Origin of the sequence: Paraburkholderia phymatum STM815, assembly GCF_000020045.1 — a bacterium.
Classification (GTDB): domain Bacteria; phylum Pseudomonadota; class Gammaproteobacteria; order Burkholderiales; family Burkholderiaceae; genus Paraburkholderia; species Paraburkholderia phymatum.
Window position 1 is genome coordinate 2883520 of the sequence record NC_010622.1, and the last position, 20426, is coordinate 2903945.

The 20426-nt window shown below is 61.5% G+C and carries 19 protein-coding genes, 1 other RNA gene and 1 pseudogene; 4 read left to right on the top strand and 17 right to left on the bottom strand.

Annotated features, from left to right (window positions below):
* Positions 1-73: 73 nt before the first annotated feature.
* From erpA to rplM, 3 genes are all read right to left on the bottom strand, one after another.
* Positions 74-439, bottom strand: coding sequence for an iron-sulfur cluster insertion protein ErpA (gene erpA, locus BPHY_RS13000; protein WP_007587442.1), 366 nt, complete (start codon positions 437-439; stop codon positions 74-76).
* 269 nt (positions 440-708) lie between these two features.
* Positions 709-1101, bottom strand: coding sequence for a 30S ribosomal protein S9 (gene rpsI, locus BPHY_RS13005; protein WP_012401937.1), 393 nt, complete (start codon positions 1099-1101; stop codon positions 709-711).
* A gap of 11 nt (positions 1102-1112) precedes the next feature.
* Complete coding sequence (gene rplM, locus BPHY_RS13010) at positions 1113-1541, bottom strand: 50S ribosomal protein L13 (RefSeq protein WP_041764041.1); 429 nt, start codon at positions 1539-1541, stop codon at positions 1113-1115.
* Between the two features lie 600 nt (positions 1542-2141).
* Here rplM and BPHY_RS13015 point away from each other — a divergent pair.
* The gene (locus tag BPHY_RS13015; protein WP_012401939.1) at positions 2142-2564 is read left to right on the top strand and encodes an OsmC family protein; all 423 of its coding nucleotides are present in this window, start codon (positions 2142-2144) and stop codon (positions 2562-2564) included.
* A gap of 70 nt (positions 2565-2634) precedes the next feature.
* Here BPHY_RS13015 and rnpB read toward each other — a convergent pair.
* From rnpB to pyrC, 3 genes and pseudogenes are all read right to left on the bottom strand, one after another.
* An RNA gene (rnpB, locus tag BPHY_RS38665) (RNase P RNA component class A) lies at positions 2635-3048 on the bottom strand.
* Between the two features lie 51 nt (positions 3049-3099).
* Positions 3100-3927, bottom strand: a pseudogene (locus BPHY_RS39425) (DUF3025 domain-containing protein); the annotation flags it as partial.
* Positions 3928-3943: 16 nt separating this feature from the next.
* Positions 3944-5008 carry a dihydroorotase gene (gene pyrC, locus BPHY_RS13025; protein WP_012401941.1) on the bottom strand — a complete coding sequence of 355 codons (1065 nt, stop codon included), beginning with the start codon at positions 5006-5008 and terminating at the stop codon, positions 3944-3946.
* Positions 5009-5200: 192 nt separating this feature from the next.
* Here pyrC and BPHY_RS13030 point away from each other — a divergent pair, with 192 nt between their 5' ends.
* Entirely contained in the window at positions 5201-6106 is a 906-nt protein-coding gene (locus BPHY_RS13030; RefSeq protein WP_012401942.1) for a class II glutamine amidotransferase, read from the top strand.
* A gap of 58 nt (positions 6107-6164) precedes the next feature.
* Here the strand turns inward: BPHY_RS13030 and BPHY_RS13035 are convergent, their stop codons facing one another.
* The 7 genes from BPHY_RS13035 to BPHY_RS13065 form a co-directional block, all read right to left on the bottom strand.
* A complete protein-coding gene (locus BPHY_RS13035) occupies positions 6165-6659 on the bottom strand; it encodes a hypothetical protein (RefSeq protein WP_012401943.1) in 495 nt (164 codons plus the stop codon).
* A 265-nt stretch (positions 6660-6924) separates the two neighbouring features.
* On the bottom strand, positions 6925-7650 hold the full coding sequence (locus BPHY_RS13040; RefSeq protein WP_012401944.1) for an amino acid ABC transporter ATP-binding protein: 726 nt from the start codon (positions 7648-7650) through the stop codon (positions 6925-6927).
* Positions 7647-8324, bottom strand: coding sequence for a glutamate/aspartate ABC transporter permease GltK (gene gltK / locus BPHY_RS13045; RefSeq protein ID WP_012401945.1), 678 nt, complete (start codon positions 8322-8324; stop codon positions 7647-7649). The genes BPHY_RS13040 and gltK overlap by 4 nt, the downstream gene beginning before the upstream one ends.
* Complete coding sequence (locus tag BPHY_RS13050) at positions 8324-9064, bottom strand: amino acid ABC transporter permease (protein WP_012401946.1); 741 nt, start codon at positions 9062-9064, stop codon at positions 8324-8326. The genes gltK and BPHY_RS13050 overlap by 1 nt, the downstream gene beginning before the upstream one ends.
* Positions 9065-9152: 88 nt before the next feature.
* Positions 9153-10046 (bottom strand): glutamate/aspartate ABC transporter substrate-binding protein, encoded by an 894-nt coding sequence (locus BPHY_RS13055; RefSeq protein ID WP_012401947.1) that lies wholly within the window; start codon positions 10044-10046, stop codon positions 9153-9155.
* 369 nt (positions 10047-10415) lie between these two features.
* Positions 10416-11708 (bottom strand): Glu/Leu/Phe/Val family dehydrogenase, encoded by a 1293-nt coding sequence (locus tag BPHY_RS13060; protein WP_012401948.1) that lies wholly within the window; start codon positions 11706-11708, stop codon positions 10416-10418.
* 163 nt (positions 11709-11871) lie between these two features.
* Positions 11872-12828 carry a LysR family transcriptional regulator gene (locus BPHY_RS13065; protein WP_012401949.1) on the bottom strand — a complete coding sequence of 319 codons (957 nt, stop codon included), beginning with the start codon at positions 12826-12828 and terminating at the stop codon, positions 11872-11874.
* A gap of 177 nt (positions 12829-13005) precedes the next feature.
* Here BPHY_RS13065 and purB point away from each other — a divergent pair, with 177 nt between their 5' ends.
* Positions 13006-14394 carry an adenylosuccinate lyase gene (gene purB / locus BPHY_RS13070; RefSeq protein ID WP_012401950.1) on the top strand — a complete coding sequence of 463 codons (1389 nt, stop codon included), beginning with the start codon at positions 13006-13008 and terminating at the stop codon, positions 14392-14394.
* A 164-nt stretch (positions 14395-14558) separates the two neighbouring features.
* Here purB and BPHY_RS13075 read toward each other — a convergent pair whose 3' ends face one another.
* The 4 genes from BPHY_RS13075 to edd form a co-directional block, all read right to left on the bottom strand.
* Entirely contained in the window at positions 14559-15053 is a 495-nt protein-coding gene (locus BPHY_RS13075; protein WP_012401951.1) for a gluconokinase, read from the bottom strand.
* A 10-nt stretch (positions 15054-15063) separates the two neighbouring features.
* Positions 15064-16425 (bottom strand): GntP family permease, encoded by a 1362-nt coding sequence (locus BPHY_RS13080; RefSeq protein ID WP_012401952.1) that lies wholly within the window; start codon positions 16423-16425, stop codon positions 15064-15066.
* Positions 16426-16683: 258 nt separating this feature from the next.
* Positions 16684-17325, bottom strand: a complete 642-nt coding sequence (gene eda, locus BPHY_RS13085; protein ID WP_012401953.1) for a bifunctional 4-hydroxy-2-oxoglutarate aldolase/2-dehydro-3-deoxy-phosphogluconate aldolase — start codon at positions 17323-17325, stop codon at positions 16684-16686.
* 16 nt (positions 17326-17341) lie between these two features.
* The gene (gene edd, locus BPHY_RS13090) at positions 17342-19255 is read right to left on the bottom strand and encodes a phosphogluconate dehydratase (protein ID WP_012401954.1); all 1914 of its coding nucleotides are present in this window, start codon (positions 19253-19255) and stop codon (positions 17342-17344) included.
* Between the two features lie 296 nt (positions 19256-19551).
* On the opposite strand from edd, the gene BPHY_RS13095 reads away from it, so the two are divergent.
* Complete coding sequence (locus BPHY_RS13095) at positions 19552-20391, top strand: MurR/RpiR family transcriptional regulator (RefSeq protein WP_041763606.1); 840 nt, start codon at positions 19552-19554, stop codon at positions 20389-20391.
* Positions 20392-20426 lie beyond the last annotated feature (35 nt).

The window sequence follows — 20426 nt, forward strand, 5'->3', positions numbered from 1 at the left end:
CACAAATAAAAAACGGGGCCGAAGCCCCGTTTTGCCGCCACTGACGTGGCGTAAACCGCGAAGTAAGGTGCGATCACACCGAAAACGACGAACCGCAACCGCAAGTGGTCGTGGCGTTCGGGTTCTTGATCACGAACTGAGCACCGTTGATGTCGTCCTTGTAGTCGATCTCCGCGCCCACCAGATACTGGTAGCTCATCGAGTCGATCAGCAGCTGGACGCCGCTCTTGTTCATCACAGTGTCGTCTTCGTTGATTGCTTCGTCGAAGGTGAAACCATATTGAAAGCCGGAGCAGCCGCCACCTTGCACGAAAACGCGCAGCTTGAGCTCCGGGTTGCCTTCTTCTTCGATCAGTTCTTTGACCTTGTCAGCCGCTGCGTCAGTAAAGACGAACGGTGCCGGCATCTCGGTCACGGGGGTGTCGGTCACTGCGTCCATGCGAACTCTCCAAAATAGCTTCTAGTCGCTATTGTATTGCTCTTCCCGATATCGTGCCGATGCCCATGAAATCAATAGGCTCTTATGCGGCGCGGCTGAATCGGATCAGTGCGGGCAGTGGTGTAAGCGATGTCTCCGTCCGCCCGCGACGGGCGGACCGCGGACACGAAAACAAACAAAACCGGCGGAAATGCAAAAAGCCGCCTTCGCATCTGCGTTGGCGGCTTTTTGCTACAGGCCCCGTCTGGAACAGAGCCCGCCCGAAACGATTAACGCTTCGAGAACTGCTTGCGGCGACGTGCCTTGTGGAAACCGACCTTCTTACGCTCGACTTCACGTGCATCGCGCGTGACGAAGCCAGCGTTTGACAGTGCCGGCTTCAGCGTTGCGTCGTAGTCCATCAGCGCGCGGGTGATGCCGTGGCGAACTGCGCCTGCCTGACCCGTTTCACCGCCGCCCGACACGTTGACCTTGATGTCGAACGTCGTGCCGTGGTTCGTCAGTTCCAGCGGCTGGCGCACGATCATCAGCGACGTTTCGCGCGAGAAGTAGTCAGCGATGGGCTTGCCGTTGACGACGATGTCGCCCTTGCCAGCCTTGATGAAGACACGAGCAACTGCGCTCTTGCGGCGGCCCGTACCGTAATTCCAGTTACCGATCATGTGGGCTCCCCTTAGATCTCGAGCGACTTCGGCTGTTGTGCCGAGTGCGGATGCGTTGCGTCTGCGTAGACCTTCAGCTTCTTGATCATCGCGTAGCCCAGCGGGCCCTTCGGCAGCATGCCCTTGACCGCCTTCTCGAGCGCACGGCCCGGGAAGCGCTCTTGCATCTTGCCGAACGTCGTTTCATAGATACCGCCCGGGTAGCCCGAGTGGCGATAGTACTTCTTGTCCGTGGTCTTGTTGCCCGTGACCTTCAGCTTGCCGGCGTTGATAACGATGATGAAATCACCGGTGTCGACGTGCGGAGTGAATTCAGGCTTGTGCTTGCCGCGAAGACGGTGTGCCACTTCGCTGGCGACACGGCCGAGAACCTTATCCGTCGCGTCAATCACAAACCATTCGCGCGTCACCTCATGGGCTTTTGCGGAAAACGTCTTCATGATCGATCCAAAAATAAATGCTGCGCCCTGTGTTTTTTCCTGCTTGTAAGTGCGCATCGAGGCGCGTGCAGGCTCTCCCTGTTCTTCCTCCGCGGGCACGAATGCGGAAAAGCTGATGATTATAAAGGAATTTGCACCGTGGAGTCAAAGGGTGCCAGGAATCCTGGAACGCCAGACGAAAAAAAGCCCGAACTAGCGGTTCGGGCTTAATCCACCTTAGGAGGAGGGTGGAGGAGACATGCGGAGATTGTCGAGTTCGACAACCAATGAACAGATTATATGGCTGCGGCTTGTGCAATGCAAGAACATTTGCAATGCGAAATCGATTTTCATAATTTGAAATCCACGACCTGCGGCGGCGACATTCACCACTCCTTTTGAAAACAAGGGATTACTGGTTTTTTAGTGGGCGCCAACTCATGATGACCCTTAGGCAAGGGCCAAGAAATGGTCGGCGCTATCCCTACGCGGCCAGCATGCTGCGGCGCAGCATATAACGGCGCCCCGCATAATCTGCCGCCGATGTCGCTCCGGGCGAGCCATCATCCGTCGGGCTACAATGCGCTTCTCGAATCTAAGCTTGTGAGCAGGGGTCTACGCATGGAATGCAAAGTCAGCTGGATGGGTCAGGACGGCATGGCATTCGCCGCCGAAACGGGCAGCGGCCATCTCGTCGCCATGGACGGCGCGCCCGAAGGCGGCGGTCGCAATCTGGCGCCGCGTCCGATGGAAATGGTGCTGCTTGGCACGGGCGGCTGCACCGCGTATGACGTCGTGATGATTCTGAAGAAGAGCCACCAGGAAATCACCGGCTGCTCGGTGACGTTGAAGGCCGAGCGCGCAAGCGAGGACCCGAAGGTCTTCACCAAGGTTCACTTCCACTTCACGGTGACGGGCAAGAACCTCAATCCGTCGACGGTAGAGCGCGCGATCAATCTGTCGCACGACAAATACTGCTCGGCGTCGATCATGATCGCGAAGACGGCCCAACTCACGCATTCGTTCGACATCGTCGCGGGCTGAGTGCCCACGCGAGCCAAGCGCAGCTGGAAAATGCCGGCGTCCCAACGGACGCCGGCATTTGTCATTTGAGCGGCAAAGCAGGCCGATAAGCCGGATTCTGTGCACGCGACGCGCCCGAAAGCGCCCCACGCGTGGCAGCCATTCCTCTAGGCGCGCCATTGCTGACGCGCTCAAGCTTCCTACCCGCAGACGAGACGGGGGCCCCATCCTGCATCTCGAAGATGCGCGCCTGCCTACTTGGAATTGCTCCGGGTGGAGGTTACCGTGCCGGTCTGCGTCGCCGCAGCCGCGGTGCGCTCTTACCGCACCGTTTCACCCTTACCTGATCCCGTCTTGCGACGGGCCATCGGCGGTTTGCTTTCTGTTGCCCTGTTCCGCGTGTCGCCACGGATGGCCGTTAGCCATCACCCTGCCCTGTGGAGTCCGGACTTTCCTCGCCCTCGCCAGCCGAAACCAGCGAAGCCGCGACTGCCTGGCCTACTTTGCTGGCCGCGATTTTACCATCCGGCGCGACGCGAGACCGCCGGCCGCTGCGAAACACGGAGGCATCGTCGTAGAAAGACTCTGTCTCATTATCGGCCCACCAGCCGGGAATACCGAGCACAGGTAGCGGCGCGAACATCTGGCTGCTGAAGCCGGCGCCTTCCAGCAGCACCCGGGCGACGGTGTCATCGAGAAACGAGTCGCGCGCAGCGCGTGTCCACGTGAAATACGCCGATGGGACCTCGACGATCCACGCATGCCCCGTACACGCTTTGTAAGGGGTGACGAGCTTTTCCAGTAGCGCATGCCCGAAACAGCGCACTTCGCAGCGCTCGTCCCATGCCGCGCGCTGTGCGACAAACAGCGTCTTCCAGCTGAACGCTTGCAGTGCCGTGCTCAGCGCCGGGTCCGAGCATGCGAACAGCACGGCGTTCTCATCGAATACGGTCAACGCGTCGCGCGTGTCACCGCGCGTCGGGCCGATGCCCAGCGCATCGACCGCCGCCGAGCCGCGTGCGCTCAACGCCGCCTTGATGCGCGGAAACTGAAACCAGGTCAATGCGTTGAAGAAGTCGTGCAGATTGTGGCGCGTCGGCACGCAGCCCGTTGCTGCGATATGCGCCTCGTACGCCGTGCCGGGCGGCAGTTCGTCCTGCGGAATGAAGGTAAGCCGCTTCCCCCGTCCCGTTGTGATGACGGCGGACCCAGCGTCCGCGTTCATCTCGCGCAACTGCTGCGCCGCGCCCCGCAACGCCGCCTGCTGCCAGCGCACGCCACGCGCCGCGACCTGCGCAAACCACGGCCGCGACCAGTCGATATCCGCGAAACCCGGGGCGGCGCGTTTCAGCGCCCCATCCGGTGAAACTGCACCGCACGACATATCGTCAGCCAAGCCCTCAGATGAGCTTCCAGCCGATCGCTTCGCCGCCGCGCAATGGCACGACGGGCGTATCACCAGCCTCGAGCTCCGCGGGCAGCGTCCACTGTTCGCGGCGCAGCGTCACTGTCTCTTCGCTGCGCGGCAGACGGTAGAAATCCGCACCGTGGAAGCTGGCAAAACCTTCCAGCTTGTCGAGCGCGCCCGCCGTGTCGAACGCTTCCCCGTACAGCTCGAGCGCATGCAGCGCCGTGTAGCAACCCGCGCAGCCGCACGCGTGTTCCTTCAGGCCCTTCGGATGTGGTGCGCTGTCCGTGCCGAGGAAGAAGCGCGGATTGCCCGACGTCGCCGCCTCGACGAGCGCCACGCGATGCGTTTCGCGCTTCAACACAGGCAGGCAGTAGTAATGCGGACGAATGCCGCCCTGGAAGATCGCGTTGCGGTTGTACAGCAGGTGATGCGCGGTAATCGTCGCGCCGAGCAGTTCAGGCGGCGCGCCCGAATCGCGTACGTAGTCGGCGGCATCTTTTGTCGTGATGTGCTCGAACACGACTTTCAACGCTGGGAAATCGCGGCGCAGCGGCGTCATCACGCGGTCGATGAACACTTTCTCGCGGTCGAACAGATCGATCGACGAATCCGTCACTTCGCCATGCACGAGCAGCGGCATGCCCGTTTCCTGCATCATCTCCAACGTCTTCGCGCACTTGCGGATGTCGGTGACGCCTGCGTCCGAGTTCGTCGTCGCACCCGCCGGGTAGAGCTTCACGCCATGCACGAAGCCGCTCTCGCGTGCCCGGCGGATTTCTTCGGGCGGGGTGTTGTCGGTGAGATACAACGTCATCAGCGGCTCGAACTTCACGCCGGCGGGAATCGCCGCCACGATGCGCTCGCGATACGCCCGCGCCATTTCCGTCGTCGTGACGGGCGGCTTCAGGTTCGGCATGATGATCGCGCGGCCGAACTGGCGCGCAGTGTGCGGCAGAACAGCGGCGAGCATCGCGCCATCGCGGACGTGCAGGTGCCAGTCATCGGGACGGGCGAACGTGAGGGTATCGACGGAAGCAGCGGTAGAGGCAGTCATGGCGGGAACTCGCGAACGGCGCGGACACGGCAAACAGCATAACTGACGAGCGCTTTCCACAAATGCAGCCAAAACACCCGTCAATTTTGCTTTTTGCCGTTTCTGGCTCGGTGATATGCTTTGAAAATCATCATTGTAACGGGTCGGCCCACGTGGGCTCATACCTCGTTAGAAAGGCTTGTCTTCCGCATCATGTGCCAACTACTCGGAATGAATTGCGCCGCGCCGACGGACGTCACGTTCTCGTTCACCGGCTTCGCGGCGCGCGGCGGCGTCACCGACCACCACTCCGACGGCTGGGGCATCGCCTTCTTCGAAGACAAGGCCTGTCGCCTGTTCATCGACCATCAGTCGTCGGCGACCTCGCCGATAGCGGAGATGGTCAAGCGCTACCCGATCAAGTCAAAAAACACGATTGCCCATATCCGCAAGGCGACGCAAGGGCATATCGTGCTCGAGAACTGCCACCCGTTCATGCGGGAGTTGTGGGGACGGCACTGGATCTTCGCGCACAACGGCGATCTGCAGAACTACGGCCCGGTGCTGTCGGGCGTCTATCAGCCCGTCGGCAGCACGGATAGCGAACTGGCCTTCTGCGCGCTGCTGCAAGGTTTGCGCAAGGCGTTTCCGGCCTCGCAGCCGCCGCTCGACGAACTGTTCGCCGCGCTCGAAACGCTGACCAAGGAAATCACCCAGTTCGGCGTGTTCAATTTCCTGATGTCGAACGGCCAGGCGCTGTTCGCGCATTGCTCGACGCATCTGCATTACCTCGTGCGCAGCTGGCCTTTTTCGACCGCACATCTGGTCGACGCGGACGTTTCGATCGACTTCGCCAAATACACGACGCCCGAAGATCGCGTCGCCGTGATCGCCACGCAGCCGTTGACCGACAATGAAATCTGGACGGCCTTCGAGCCCGGCGATCTGCTGATGTTCCAGCATGGCGAAGTGATCGCACGCGCCAATGTGCCTGTGCCGCCCGCCGTGCTGGAGAAGGCGCGCAACCCCGCTTGCGACCCCAGCGCGTCGGCGAGCATGCTGCCCGCCGCTTCCGTCGTCGATCTCGAATCCGACGACGCGGCAGCGTATGAATCGTAATGGCCTTATCGGCTGACGGGCACGCACGTGCGCGTACGCCGCGATGCACGGCGCAGTGTCATGCTTCGCGCTCGTTCGCGCCGGCGATATCAGTGCCGCGCGGCTTACCGTGCGCGGTCGGCGTTTTACACAGAAGCTGCCGCAACGCCGAGGGACAACGCCATGCACTCTCGCGCCGCTCCTTCGCGTCACCCTGCCCGGTACGTTCGGACCAGCAACCGCACAACTTCGAGCGACAGGTTTCGAGACTCGCCGCCAGCGCGTTCGCGCTCAACGGTTCCGCGTAGTTAACGTCATGAATGTCGAACATCAGACGTTCTAGTGGCCACGCTTGCCCCTGGGCGCCGTCATCCCGCATCAGACGCTCCGCGATCTGCACCGCCTCGGACCGCAAGGTTGCCAAAAACCCTTTGGATAGCTGATCTCCGAAACCGTGACGACAGACCCACAACCGCGCGGACTCCTGGAACTGGTCGGCAGTCAGCCACGTCCCGGCGAAGCGCATCGAGATCAGTTCGTGAACAACCAGGTCGCTCAACAAAAACACTTTCATGGACTATCTCTTTTCGATCGAAACGGAAAACAGCGGTGGCAATCCGCCGCCCTCATCACATTTCGCTGGCAAGCTTATGCTCGCCCGAACACGGATCAAATGAGACGATTCCGATTACGATTCAATTAATAGGCAACACTCCTAATAAACCAAAGAATAGAAATCCACATCAACTAGCAGATAGAAAGACAACAGAAGGACAGTTGTTGGCGTGAAAAAAAAGCCGCTTCCGAAGAAGCGGCCTTCTTGTGATCGAAGCGCGATCTCAGTGCAGGATTTTTGCGAGGAAATCTTTCGCACGGTCCGACTTCGGATTGGCAAAAAAATCTTCCTTGCGGTCGTCCTCGACGATAAGACCCTTGTCCATGAAGATCACGCGATGCGCGACCTTCTTCGCGAAGCCCATTTCGTGCGTCACGCACATCATGGTCATGCCTTCCTGCGCGAGTTCCACCATCACATCGAGCACTTCGTTGATCATTTCCGGATCGAGTGCCGACGTCGGTTCGTCGAACAGCATCGCGACAGGGTCCATCGACAGCGCGCGCGCAATCGCCACACGCTGCTGCTGACCGCCCGACAACTGCCCCGGATACTTGTCCGCATGCGCGCGCAAACCGACGCGATCGAGCAGCTTCAGACCCTTCGCGGTCGCTTCGTCCTTCGAGCGGCCGAGCACCTTGATCTGTGCGAGCGTCAGGTTCTCGGTGATCGACAGATGCGGGAACAGTTCGAAGTGCTGGAACACCATGCCGACTTTCGAGCGCAGCTTCGACAGATTCGTCTTCTTGTCGTTGAGCGACTGGCCGTTGATCACGATGTCGCCCTTCTGGAACGGCTCCAGGCCGTTCACAGTCTTGATGAGCGTCGACTTGCCCGAACCCGACGGGCCGCACACGACGACCACTTCGCCCTTTTTGATTTCCGTCGTGCAGTCGGTCAGCACCTGGAACTGACCGTACCACTTGGACACATTCTTGATAGAGATCATCTTGCGACCTTTTTCTGAAGACTTTTGACGAGGCTCGACGCGACCACGCAGATCACGAAGTAACACGCACCGGCGAACAGTACCATCTCGACGTTCGTACCGTCACGGTCGCCAATATTCGTGGCCGTGCGGAAGAAGTCGGCGAGGCTGATCACGTAGACGAGCGACGTATCCTGAAAGAGCACGATGGCCTGCGTGAGCAGCAGCGGCACCATCGCGCGGAACGCCTGCGGCAGCACGACGAGACGCATCGCCTGCGGATAGCTCATGCCGAGCGCGTACGACGCGTTTACTTGCCCGCGCGGCACGGCCTGAATACCCGCACGGATGATTTCCGAATAGTACGCGGCTTCGAACAGCGAGAACGCGACCATCGCCGAGGCGAGGCGAATGTCGATGTCCGCGGAAAGGCCCAGCACGTTCTGCAGCACCTGCGGCACGATCAGGAAGAACCACAGCAGCACCATCACCAGCGGGATCGAGCGGAATAGCGTCACGTAAAGTTTCGCAAACCACTCCAGCGGCTTGATGCCCGAAAGGCGCAACAGCGCGAGCACGGTCCCCCACACGATGCCGATCACAATCGCGAGAATCGTGATCTTGAGCGTGACGATGGCACCCGTCCACAGCGTCGGCAGTGCGCCCGGAATACCGCTCCAGTCGAAATGATGCATCACTTGCCTCCGATATAGCCAGGCAGCCGGCTCTTGGCTTCGACGATGCGCATCAGCGTCATCACGATCAGGTTGATGAGCAGATACGCAACCGTGACGGCGATGAACGACTCGTACGTCTGCGCCGTGTAGTCGACGAGCTGGCGCGCCTGCGCGGACAGATCGAGCAGACCGATGGTCGATGCGACGGCGGAGTTCTTGAAGATGTTCAGAAACTCGGACGTGAGCGGCGGCACGATGATCCGGTAAGCGACGGGCAGCAGCACGTAGCGATACGTCTGCCATTGCGTGAAGCCGAGTGCGAGACCCGCGCCACGCTGGCCGCGCGGCAGCGCGTTAATGCCCGAGCGCACCTGCTCGCACACGCGTGCAGCCGTGAAGAGCCCGAGACAGATGATTGACGACGAGAAGAACTGCGCGCCAGGCGGCAGTTGCTTGAACCATGTACCGATCGAAACGGGCAGCAATTCCGGTATCACCAGATACCAGATGAAGAACTGAACGATCAGCGGAATGTTACGGAAGATGGCGACGTAGACGGTGCCAATGGCCGCGAGCTTTTTGTTCGGCACCGTGCGCAGCACGCCGAACAGCGAACCTACGATCAGCGCGATCACCCAGGCGGACAGCGAAACCGTGACCGTCACCCAGAGGCCGGACAGCAGCCAGCCGAGATAGGTGGTCGGTTCGCCGGTGGAAACCGGACTCAGCAGAATGCCCCAGTTCCAGTGGTATGACATGACGAAGACTCCAACAAAAAGAAACGGAAGAAGCGCCTGCCCCTTCCGTTCCGTTCAACACGTTGACTGAGTAACGGTTGCTCGAGATTTAGTCGATTGCCTTGTCGTTCGGTGCCTTGTACAGCGCCTTCATGTCATCGCTTTCCGGGAAGGCCAGGTTCAGGCCCTTCGGCGGAATCGGCGATTCGAACCACTTCTTGTAGATCTGCGACGCTTCGCCCGACGTTTCGACCTTGGCGATCGCATCGTCGACGACCTTCTTGAACTCCGGATCGTTCTTGCGCAGCATGCAGCCGTACGCTTCATGCGATTGCGGCGCGCCGACGATCACGAAATCGCCAGGATTGTTCGACTTCGCGCGCTCGCCTGCGAGCAGTGCGTCGTCCATCATGAACGCAGCGGCACGACCTGTCGACAGCGTCAGGAACGATTCGCCGTGATCCTTCGCGCTGATGATGTTCATGCCCATGTTCTTGTCCTGGTTCATCTTGCGCAGCAGGCGCTCGGACGTGGTGCCCGCCGTCGTCACGACGGTCTTGCCCTTCAGGTCGGCCCAGTCCTTGACGCCCGAATCCTTCTTCGTCATCAGGCGCGTGCCGATGACGAAGATCGTGTTCGAGAACGAGACTTGCTGCTGGCGCTCGGCGTTGTTGGTGGTCGAACCGCATTCGAGGTCGACGGTGCCGTTCTGCACCAGCGGAATGCGGTTTTGCGACGTGACCGGGGTCAGCTTGACCTTCAGGTTCGGCATGTTCAGCTTCTGCTTGACGGCATCCACGACCTTCAGCGCGAATTCCTGCGAGTAGCCGATCACGTTCTGCTTGTCATCGTAGTACGAGAACGGAATCGACGATTCGCGGTGGCCCAGCGAAATGACACCCGTGTCCTTGATCTTCTTGAGCGTGCCGGCGTCCTGCGCTTGCGCGCCCACGGTGAACAAACCCAGAGTCGCGAGAAGCAGCGCAGCTTTTTTAACCTTCATTTGTGATCTCCTTGGCAAGAACCGGCGCCAGTGTATCTCAGTAATTATTCTGAAAGTATGGTTGTTAACCATGTTCCGCACGCAGTGTTGCGTAAAGCCACCAATTTGCGCGTCGGCGGCGCCCGTATTGGCTTACAGCGACTTTACCGGTCGATGCAAACGTCATCGGTTGCGTCGTTTTTGCCGGTTCCGGCAACCGGGTTCGAACGGCTTCAATTGCAAAAAAGCGGACGGCACCCGAAGTGCCGCCCGCCCGGTATTTTGCGCGACTTCGTGAAATCGCGCTGGAAAAACGCCGTTGCCTGGCGCCGCGTCCGCGACGGGCGCCAGTTTCGCCCTGTATCGGATATACGCGGGCGCGTCCATGTATCAGGGATACAGGCCGCGCATTTCACGCGCTTGAAGGATGCGCTTGCAAGCAACGATGAACGCCGCGGTGCGCACCGACACCTTCTGCTCGCTCGCGACCTGCCACACGGCAGCGAAGGCTTCGCGCATAACGCGCTCGAGGCGCTCGTTGATCTCGTCTTCCGTCCAGAAGAAGCTCGAGAAGTCCTGCACCCACTCGAAGTACGAAACCGTCACGCCACCCGCATTCGCGACCACGTCGGGGATCACGAGAATCCCCTTGTCGTGCAGAATGTCGTCTGCGGCGGTCGTGGTCGGGCCGTTCGCGCCTTCGACGATGATCTTCGTACGAATCTTGCCTGCGTTCTTCTCGGTGATCTGGTTTTCGAGCGCGGCGGGAATCAGAATGTCCGATTCGATCGCCCAGAAGTCTTCGTTCGCGATCGTGTCGGCTTCAGCGTAGCCGCCGACACCGCCGTGCCTCGCGACGTGCTCAAGCAGTGCGACTGCGTCGATGCCCGATTCCTTATACAGCGTGCCCGTGTGATCCTGCACGGCAACGACCTTCGCGCCCGCTTCCTGATAAAGACGCGCCGCGATGCCGCCGACGTTGCCGAAGCCCTGCACGGCGATGCGCGCGCCTTCGATGTCCATGCCGATGCGGCGCGCCGCTTCGCAGCCGACGACGAACACGCCGCGGCCCGTTGCTTCACGACGGCCGAGCGAACCGCCGAGCGTGATCGGCTTGCCCGTCACGACACCCGTTGCTGTTTGGCCCTGGTTCATCGAGTACGTATCCATCATCCACGCCATGATCTGCTCGTTCGTGTTCACGTCCGGCGCGGGGATGTCGGTATTCGGTCCGATGATGATGCCGATTTCGCTCGTGTAGCGGCGTGTGACACGCTCGAGTTCGCCACGCGACAGCGTGCGCGGATCGACGCGGATGCCGCCCTTCGCACCGCCGTACGGCACGTTGACGGCCGCGTTCTTCACCGACATCCACGCGGACAGCGCCATCACTTCAGACAGCGTCACGTCCTGGTGATAACGCACGCCACCCTTGCCCGGACCGCGCGACACATTGTGCTGCACGCGATAGCCTTCGAAATGCGCAACCGTGCCGTTGTCGAGCTCGATGGGCACGTCGACGACCAGAATGCGCTTCGGGCGCTTCAGCGTTTCGAGCCAGCGCGACAGCGAGCCGAGGTACGGCGCAACGCGATCGACTTGACGGAGATAGTTGCCCCAGGGGCCGAGATCATCCTGGTGAAGGTAGGACGGGATGGACTGCACATTTGCCGCGGTAGACATGAACGCTCCAGCGTTTTATCGGGTGACGCCATTGTCGAAAAAAAGCGCTGGATGGGTCCAATGCCGTTTGGTCATCCGGTTATGTTTTTCTTGCATAACCCTGCGGAAAGCGCAAATGCATGTCGCGAGGCCGTTATTGACGAGGCGGGCAATGCACTGGTGCCTACCTTGATGCTTGCGCGAGCTCGGCGCTCACGACATCCCACAGCGCGCGCACGAGTTGGTGGCGCGCGTCGTCCGATTGCACGGCGAGCTTGTCGCGATAGAGGCGAATTTCCATCGTCAGCGTGAACTGCCCTTGCGCGATGCCGCGTGTTGCACGATCGAGGCGAATCAGCTTGCCTTCGGCGACGGCGTCTTCGACGGCGCTGTGCGGCAGGAACGCGACGCCGTGTCCGGCAAGCGCCATCGCCTTCAGTCCTTCGGCCATGTCCGTTTCATACACGCGATCGAGATACAGGCGTCCGGGCGCCGTCGCGAAGATCACTTCCGTCATGCGGCCCAGATACGCATTCGGCGTATAGGACAGATACGGCGTCGGCGCTTCGGGCGTGCCGGGCAGCGTGTAGCGCGCGCGTCCGCCCTTGCCAGGCGCGGAGAACGGGCTGATCGTTTCGATGCCAAGGGTCAGCATGTCGTAGCGCGCGGGATCGAGGGCGACGGGGTGACTCGGATGGTGATAGCCCATCACCAGATCGCAGCCGCCTTCGACCAGCGACAGCACGGCGTCGTGCACGTTCAGCGCGCGAAGCCGCGTGTGAATCGAGCCGATCTGCCCCTCGATGCGCTGCAGCCAGCGCGGGAAATACGTGAGTGACAGCGTATGCGGCACGGCGAATTCGATCGTCGCGGCGGGCGTGGCCGTGTGGCCGCGCAGCAGCGTGCGGGCTTCATGGAACTGCGAGAGCATGGCGAGCGCCTGCTCATAGAAAACCTGGCCCGCTGCGGTGAGACGCGTCGGGTAAACCGAACGATCGATCAGTTCCGTACCGAGCCACGCTTCGAGCGCCTGGATGCGGCGCGAGAAAGCGGGCTGCGTCACGTGCCGCAGTTCCGCCGAGCGGCTGAAGCTGCGCGTTTCCGCCAGCGACACGAAATCTTCGAGCCATTTCAGTTCCATACGGACCTAGCGCTCCCAGCTGTAACGGAAAGCCTGCATTCTAGCGGCGCCGCGGATGCGCACGCGCATCGATGCCGGCGCACGCGGCAGGGCCGATGTCCTAAAGTGGTAAAATTCGCGGTTCTCCCCGCTGATATCCGGCAATCGTATTTTCACCGTTCCTGCCTGCCTCCGATCATGTCCGACACCCGCCCCGACACCCTCTTCGCGCTGACCGCCCTTTCCCCGCTCGACGGCCGTTACGCATCGAAAACCGAAGCTTTGCGCGACTGGCTCTCAGAGGCCGCGTTCATGCGCCATCGCGTGACGGTTGAAATTCACTGGCTGATCGCGCTGTCGCACGCAGGCTTCGCCGAAGTACCGCGCTTCTCGGCAGCGTCGGAGCAGTTCCTGCTGCAGCTCGCCGAGCGCTTCACCGCCCACGACGCCGCGCGCATCAAGGACATCGAGCGCGTGACGAACCACGACGTGAAGGCCGTCGAATACTGGCTGAAAGAATCGGTGAAGGGTCAGCCGGAACTGGAGCGCGCGAGCGAATTCATCCACTTCGCGTGCACGTCCGAGGACATCAATAACACGTCACACGGCCTGATGCTCGCCGGCGCGCGCGAACACGTGATCCTGCCCGCGCTGCGCGCCGTGCATCAGCGTCTCGTCGCGCTTGCGCATGCGCAGGCCGATCAGCCGATGCTGTCGCGCACGCACGGCCAGCCTGCCAGCCCGACCACACTGGGCAAGGAAATCGCGAACGTCGCGGCGCGGCTGTCGCGCGCGATCGATCGAATCGCGAAGGTCGAACTGCTCGGCAAGATGAACGGCGCCGTCGGCAACTTCAATGCGCATCTGTCGGCGTATCCGGAATTCGACTGGGAAGCGTTCTCGAAGGAAGTCGTCGAGCAGCGTCTGAAGCTCACGTTCAACCCGTACACGATCCAGATCGAGCCGCACGACTACATGGCCGAACTGTTCGACGCGATCTCGCGCGCAAACACGATCCTGCTCGACCTCGATCGTGACGTGTGGGGTTATATCTCGCTTGGGTATTTCAAGCAGAAGACGAAGGCGGGCGAAATCGGTTCGTCGACAATGCCGCACAAGGTCAATCCGATCGACTTCGAAAATTCGGAAGGCAATCTGGGCCTTGCGAATGCGACGCTGCGGCATCTGGCCGACAAGCTGCCCGTCTCGCGCTGGCAGCGCGACCTGACCGATTCGACGGTGCTGCGCAATATCGGTGTTGCGTTCGGGTATTCGCTGTTGGCGTATGACGCGCTCAATCGCGGGCTCGACAAGCTCGAGGTGAATCCTCAACGCCTCAACGACGATCTCGATGCGACATGGGAAGTTCTCGCTGAGCCTGTGCAAACCGTGATGCGACGGTATGGGATCGAGAATCCGTACGAACAGCTCAAGGAACTCACGCGTGGCAAGGGCATCACGCGGGAGGCGCTGCAGACTTTCGTCAACGGGCTTGCTATTCCTGCTGACGCCAAAGAGCGGCTTCTTGCGATGACGCCAGGGTCGTATGTCGGCAAGGCTGCCGAGTTGGCCAAGCGGATTAAATAATCGGTTTTTGTTGTCTGTGCCGTCTGGACGCTGGTGTTGGTTTTCGCCTTCGCTGGCATGCGCGTTTTGCTTCTGGTTCGCTGGCGTTGCTCCTCTGCGGGGCAACGCTGGCGAATCAGGACAAGACCCCGAGGCCCGCAACAAGCAGCAGACCACGTAAAACGCTAACGCGCTTTCACCATAGCCAGCGTCTTATCCACGATTTCTTCGGGCGTCAGCTCGATACTCACCGTAATCGCCTCATCCTCGCCTGGCTCTTCCAGCGTATCGAGCTGACTCTGCAACAACGACGGGTCGAAGAAATGCCCGGTCCGCGTCTGCAGTCGCTCCTGCAACAACTCCCGCGTGCCCTTCAGGTAAACAAAACACACATCGCGATCTCCGTCCCGCAAGATATCGCGGTACGAGCGCTTCAACGACGAGCACGTGAACACCGCCGTCTCGCCCGCCCGCTGCTTCTCTTCGATCGCCGCACGGATCGTTCTGAGCCACGGCCAGCGGTCTTCATCCGTCAACGGAATGCCGTTGTGCATCTTCTCCTTGTTGGCGGCGCTGTGAAACGCGTCGCCGTCGGTGAAACTGCACTTGAGCCGCTCAGCCAGCAATTCCCCAATCCGGGTCTTGCCGGCGCCCGATACGCCCATCGCGATCAAAATCATTTGAAACTCCTTACAGGACCGCCGCCAACGCGAAGGTCAAACCCAGACCCATCAGCGAAATGATGGTTTCGCAGAGCGACCACGTCTGAAACGTCTGCCCCACCGTCATGCCGAAATACTCCTTGATCAGCCAGAAGCCGCCGTCGTTGACATGCGAGAAAATCAGCGAGCCCGAACCCGTCGCCAGCACCAGCAACTCAGGCTTGACCTGCACGCCGCTCGCCGCCGCAACCGGCGCGACGATGCCGCACGCCGTCGTCATCGCGACCGTCGCCGAACCCGTCGCGAGACGGATCAACGCGGCGACGAACCAGCCGAACAGCAGCGGCGACAGATGCGCAGCCGTTGCCGTCGCGACGATTTCCTTCGAGATGCCGCTATCCATCAGCACGCGGCCGAAACCACCGCCCGCACCGACGATCAGCGTAATGCCCGCGATCGGCGCCAGACAGTCGCCGCAAAACTTCTGAATCTGCTCGCGATTGAAGCCGCGTTTCGCGCCAAACGTCCAGAAGCTGACGAGCACGGCGATCAGCAGCGCGACGTCGGATGTACCGATGAATCGCAGCAGATCGTTCGCGGTCGTCTTCGGCGCGAACACGAGATCCGCCCAGCTGCCGACCAGCATCAGAATCACGGGCAGCAAAATCGTGAACAGCGTGATCCCGAAGCCCGGCAGATCGCGCGTGCCCTCTTTATGCTCCGTATCAATGAACTGCGCGGCAAGCGGATTGTTCGCCGCCAGCTTGATGTGACGATGGATCAGCAGCGCGAACAGCGGACCGGCGACGATCGCCGTCGGCACGCCGACGATCAGACCGTACGCGATCGTGCGACCGATATCCGCGTGATACGCCTGCACGGCGAGCAGCGCGGCCGGGTGCGGCGGAATCAGACCGTGCACGACGGACAGGCCCGCGACCATCGGCAGGCCGATCAGCAGCAGCGATTTGCCCGTGCGCTTCGCGACGTTGAAGGCGATCGGAATCAGCAGCACGAAGCCGACTTCGAAGAACACCGGCAAGCCGACGATGATCGCGACGAACATCATCGCCCAGTGAATGTTTTTCTCACCGAACCAGTTGATCAACGTCGTGGCGACGCGCTCGGCGCCGCCCGATTCGGCCATCATCTTGCCGAGCATCGTGCCAAGACCGACGACGATCGCAATATGGCCCAGCGTGTTGCCGTTACCTGTCTCGAACGATTTCACGATCGTCCCCGCCGGCATGCCGACGGCAAGGCCGAGCAGCAACGAGACGATGATAAGGACGAGGAACGGATAGACCTTGAAGCGCGTGATCATGAGGATCAGCACTGCAATGGCAATCACGGCGTAGATCAGCAGCATGCTGCCGTGGACAGCTTCCATGAAGCTCCTCCTTTGCTTTGGTTTGTTGGTTCGAATTGCAAAGTGCTGCGGCACCTCGCCCGCTTCCGGATGCTGAAAGCGCCCTCAGGATTGGGTGCGTTCGCGGACGCTGAATTTTACTGTTTGTTGACGCATACCGCGCGGGGAATAAACCCGCGCTACAAATAAAAAACCCCGCCGCTTCAGCCCGTTTCGAGGCTAAAGCGGCGAGGTTTGCTGACGCACATTGCGCGCTGCGTCAAAACGCGGCGCGGATCTTCAATGCGCCGGGGCAGCCAGCTCGCTGGCAGCGCGCGCGAGGCGCGTGACTTCGTCCCAGTTCTGCGCAGCAAGTGCGGCCTTCGGCGTGAGCCACGAGCCGCCGACGCACACGACATTCGGCAGCGCGAGAAAGTTCGGCGCGCTTTCCGCCGTGATGCCGCCCGTCGGGCAGAACTTGAGCGTCGGGAACGGGCCGTGAAACGCCTGCAGCATCGGAATGCCGCCTGCCTGTTGAGCCGGGAAGAACTTGACGATTTCATAGCCGAGTTCGAGCGCAACGATGATGTCGGTCGGCGTCATCACGCCGGGCAGCAGCGGCAGACCTGCGTCCTGTGCGGCCTTGTGCATGTCTTTCGTCAAACCCGGCGACACGCCGAACTGCGCGCCCGCCTTCTTCGCCTGCGCGCAATGCTCGGGCTTCGTAATCGTGCCGACGCCGACGACGATATCCTCGGCAAGCTGGCTCGCGCGCTTGATCGCCTCGATGCCAGCCGGCGTCCGCAGCGTGATTTCCAGCACTTTCACGCCGCCTGCGTGCAGCGCGCGCGAAACGTGTTCGCCCTGCTCGACGGTATCGAATGCGAGGACGGGGATCACCGGTCCGAGGCGCACGATTTCGCTGACTGTTTTCGACGTCATCTTCAAACTCCTTCGCTCATTTGTGCATTGCGTGACGGGCTTCGCGCGCCTCGGCGCTGGCCGGTTGCGACGCCGCATGCTGCGCGGCGCTCGCCGCTTCGCCGACCAGCGGCCCGAACACCGATGCGCCCAGTTCCGCCGGCGCGGCCGCTGCACGGAACACACCGAACAGCTCGCGGCCGAAGCCCACTTCGTTTTCCGCCTGATGCTGCGATACCGCAATCGGACGCGCGGCCCATTCAGCGGCATCCATCTCGACGTCCAGCAGGCCCGCTTCCGCATCGATCACCAGCATGTCGCCCGTGCGCACCTTGCCGAGCGGTCCCTGCAGCAGAGCTTCCGGCGACACGTGAATCACGGCGGGCACCTTGCCCGATGCACCGGACATACGACCATCCGTGACCAGCGCGACATGGAAACCTTGATCCTGCAACACGCCAAGCAGCGGCGTCAAACGATGCAGTTCGGGCATGCCGTTTGCCCGCGCGCCCTGGAAACGCACGACGGCGATGAAATCGCGTTTCAGTTCGCCGTTATCGAATGCTTCCTGCACGGCTTCCTGTGAATCGAACACGATGGCAGGCGCCTTCACCGTGCGATGCTGCTTCGCGACGGCCGAAATCTTGATGACGCCACGGCCCAGCTTGCCTTGCATCAGACGCAGACCGCCGTCCGGCTGGAACGGCTCGTCTATGCGGCGCAGAACGGCGCTGTCCTGGCTTTCGCTGACGCCCGGCACCCACGTCAGCTTGCCGTCGAGCAGCTTCGGCTCCTCGGTGTAGTGCGACAGGCCCTTGCCGGCGACCGTGTTCACGTCGTCGTGCAGCAGGCCGCCTTCGAGCAGGTTGCGCGTCAGGAACGCCATGCCGCCCGCCGCGTGGAAATGGTTCACGTCGGCCTTGCCGTTCGGATACACCTTGGCGAGCAGCGGCACGGACGCCGACAGCGTGTCGAAGTCGTCCCAGTCGATGATGATCCCCGCCGCGCGCGCAATCGCCACGAGGTGCAAGGTGTGATTGGTCGAGCCGCCCGTCGCGAGCAGGCCGACGATGCCGTTGACGATCGCCTTCTCGTCGATCACATGGCCGATCGGCATGTAGTTGCCGCGCTCCACTGTGAGGTCGAGCACGCGGCGCGCGGCCTGCGCGGTCAACGCGTCACGCAGTGGCGTATGCGGATGCACGAACGCCGAGCCCGGCAAATGCAGGCCCATGATCTCCATCAGCATCTGGTTGCTGTTGGCCGTGCCGTAGAACGTGCAGGTGCCGTGGCCGTGATACGCGGCCGCTTCGGATTCGAGCAGTGCGTCGCGTCCGCACTGGCCCGTCGCGAACTCCTGGCGCACCTTCGCCTTCGCGTCGTTCGAGATGCCGCTCGTCATCGGTCCAGCGGGCACGAAAATGGTCGGCAGATGGCCAAATTGCAGCGCGCCGATCAGCAGGCCCGGCACGATCTTGTCGCACACGCCGAGGCACAGCGCCGCGTCGAACATGTTGTGCGTGAGCGCGACGGCCGTGCTCATCGCAATCACTTCGCGCGAAAACAGCGACAGTTCCATGCCCGCGTTGCCCTGCGTGACGCCGTCGCACATCGCCGGTACACCGCCCGCGAACTGCGCGACGCCGCCGTTCTCACGCGCGGCAGCCTTGATGATGTCGGGGAAGTCCTTGTACGGCGCATGTGCCGACAGCATCTCGTTGTACGACGAGACGATGCCGATGTTCGGCTGCCGGATCTGTTTGATGACGAGCTTGTCGTTGCCCTCGAGGCCGGCGAAGCCATGCGCGAGGTTCGCGCAAGAGAGCGCGCCGCGCGCCGGGAACTTGCCCTGCGCCTGGTCGATGCGCGCCAGGTACGCTTCGCGCGTCGGCTTGCTGCGTTCGATCACGCGTTGCGTGACTTTCATCAGTTGCGAATGCGGGGAAACCATCGATGCTCCTTCGTCGCTGGCTCGCGCTGAGATGCGCGTTGCGCCAGATTGGTATCGCAGGGAACGGCATGGAAAGCCGGCAAACGGGATATTAGTAGAAAAACTACACGTGCACAATGTGGCAGTTGCTGAATCGGCGGACGGCCCGAATTCATGCGAAATCCTTATGTGTCGGTCGTTTCATCGCTAAGAAACGCTCCGTCAGGGTAATCACCTACGGCACACATGTAGTTTTTGTACTTGATTCGTCTATGAGCTATAGTCCACGCATTCTTCAGCATAGTGCGAGATTCCCGATGATGCTGTCTCAGGTGGAAGCGATGCGCGACCAGATGCGCCCTTCGGAACGCAAGCTCGCCGACTACGTGATGGAAGCGCCGCGCGAGGTGCTCGACCTGTCGATGACGGAGGTGGCCGCACGCGCGGGCGTGAGCCAGCCGACCATTGCGCGCTTCTGCCACGCGCTCGGTTTTTCCGGCTTCCGCGAGTTCAAGATCCGGCTCGCCCAAGGTATAGCAACGCAGGTGCCCGCCGTTTATCGCGACGTGCGGCCCGACGAACCCGCGCCGGGCGTCGCGGCGAAGGTGCTGGACCGGACGATCGGCGCGCTCATCCAGGTGCGCAACAATCTGTCGTCCGATAGCGTCGCGGCGGCGATCGAGCTTCTGGCGAACGCAAAACGCGTCGAGTTCTATGGCGCGGGCGGCTCGGGCATTGCCGCGCTCGATATGCAGCACAAGTTCTTCCGGCTGGGCATGCCGAGCGTCGCGTATTCGGATCCGCACACGTTTCTTATGTCGGCGGCATTGCTCGGCGAAGGCGATGTCGTCGTGGCCATTTCGAACACAGGCCGCACGCGCGACATCATCGACGCCGCCCGGTCAGCGATGAAGGCGGGCGCGAAGGTGATTGCCGTGACACACGGGAATTCGCCGCTCGCGCGGGTTGCGTCGATTGGACTCTTCGCGAATGTCGACGAAGACACCGACATCTTTTCGCCGATGACGTCGCGCACATCGCATCTGGCGATCGGCGATATCCTGGCGGTCGGCGTCGCGTTGCATCGCGGGCCGGACTTGGCGGAGAAGCTGGCTGGGGCAAAAGATCTGATTGCGCAGCGCAGGGTTGGCGGGTAACGAGACGACCTTGTGGGTCGGCCTCGCGCGGCATG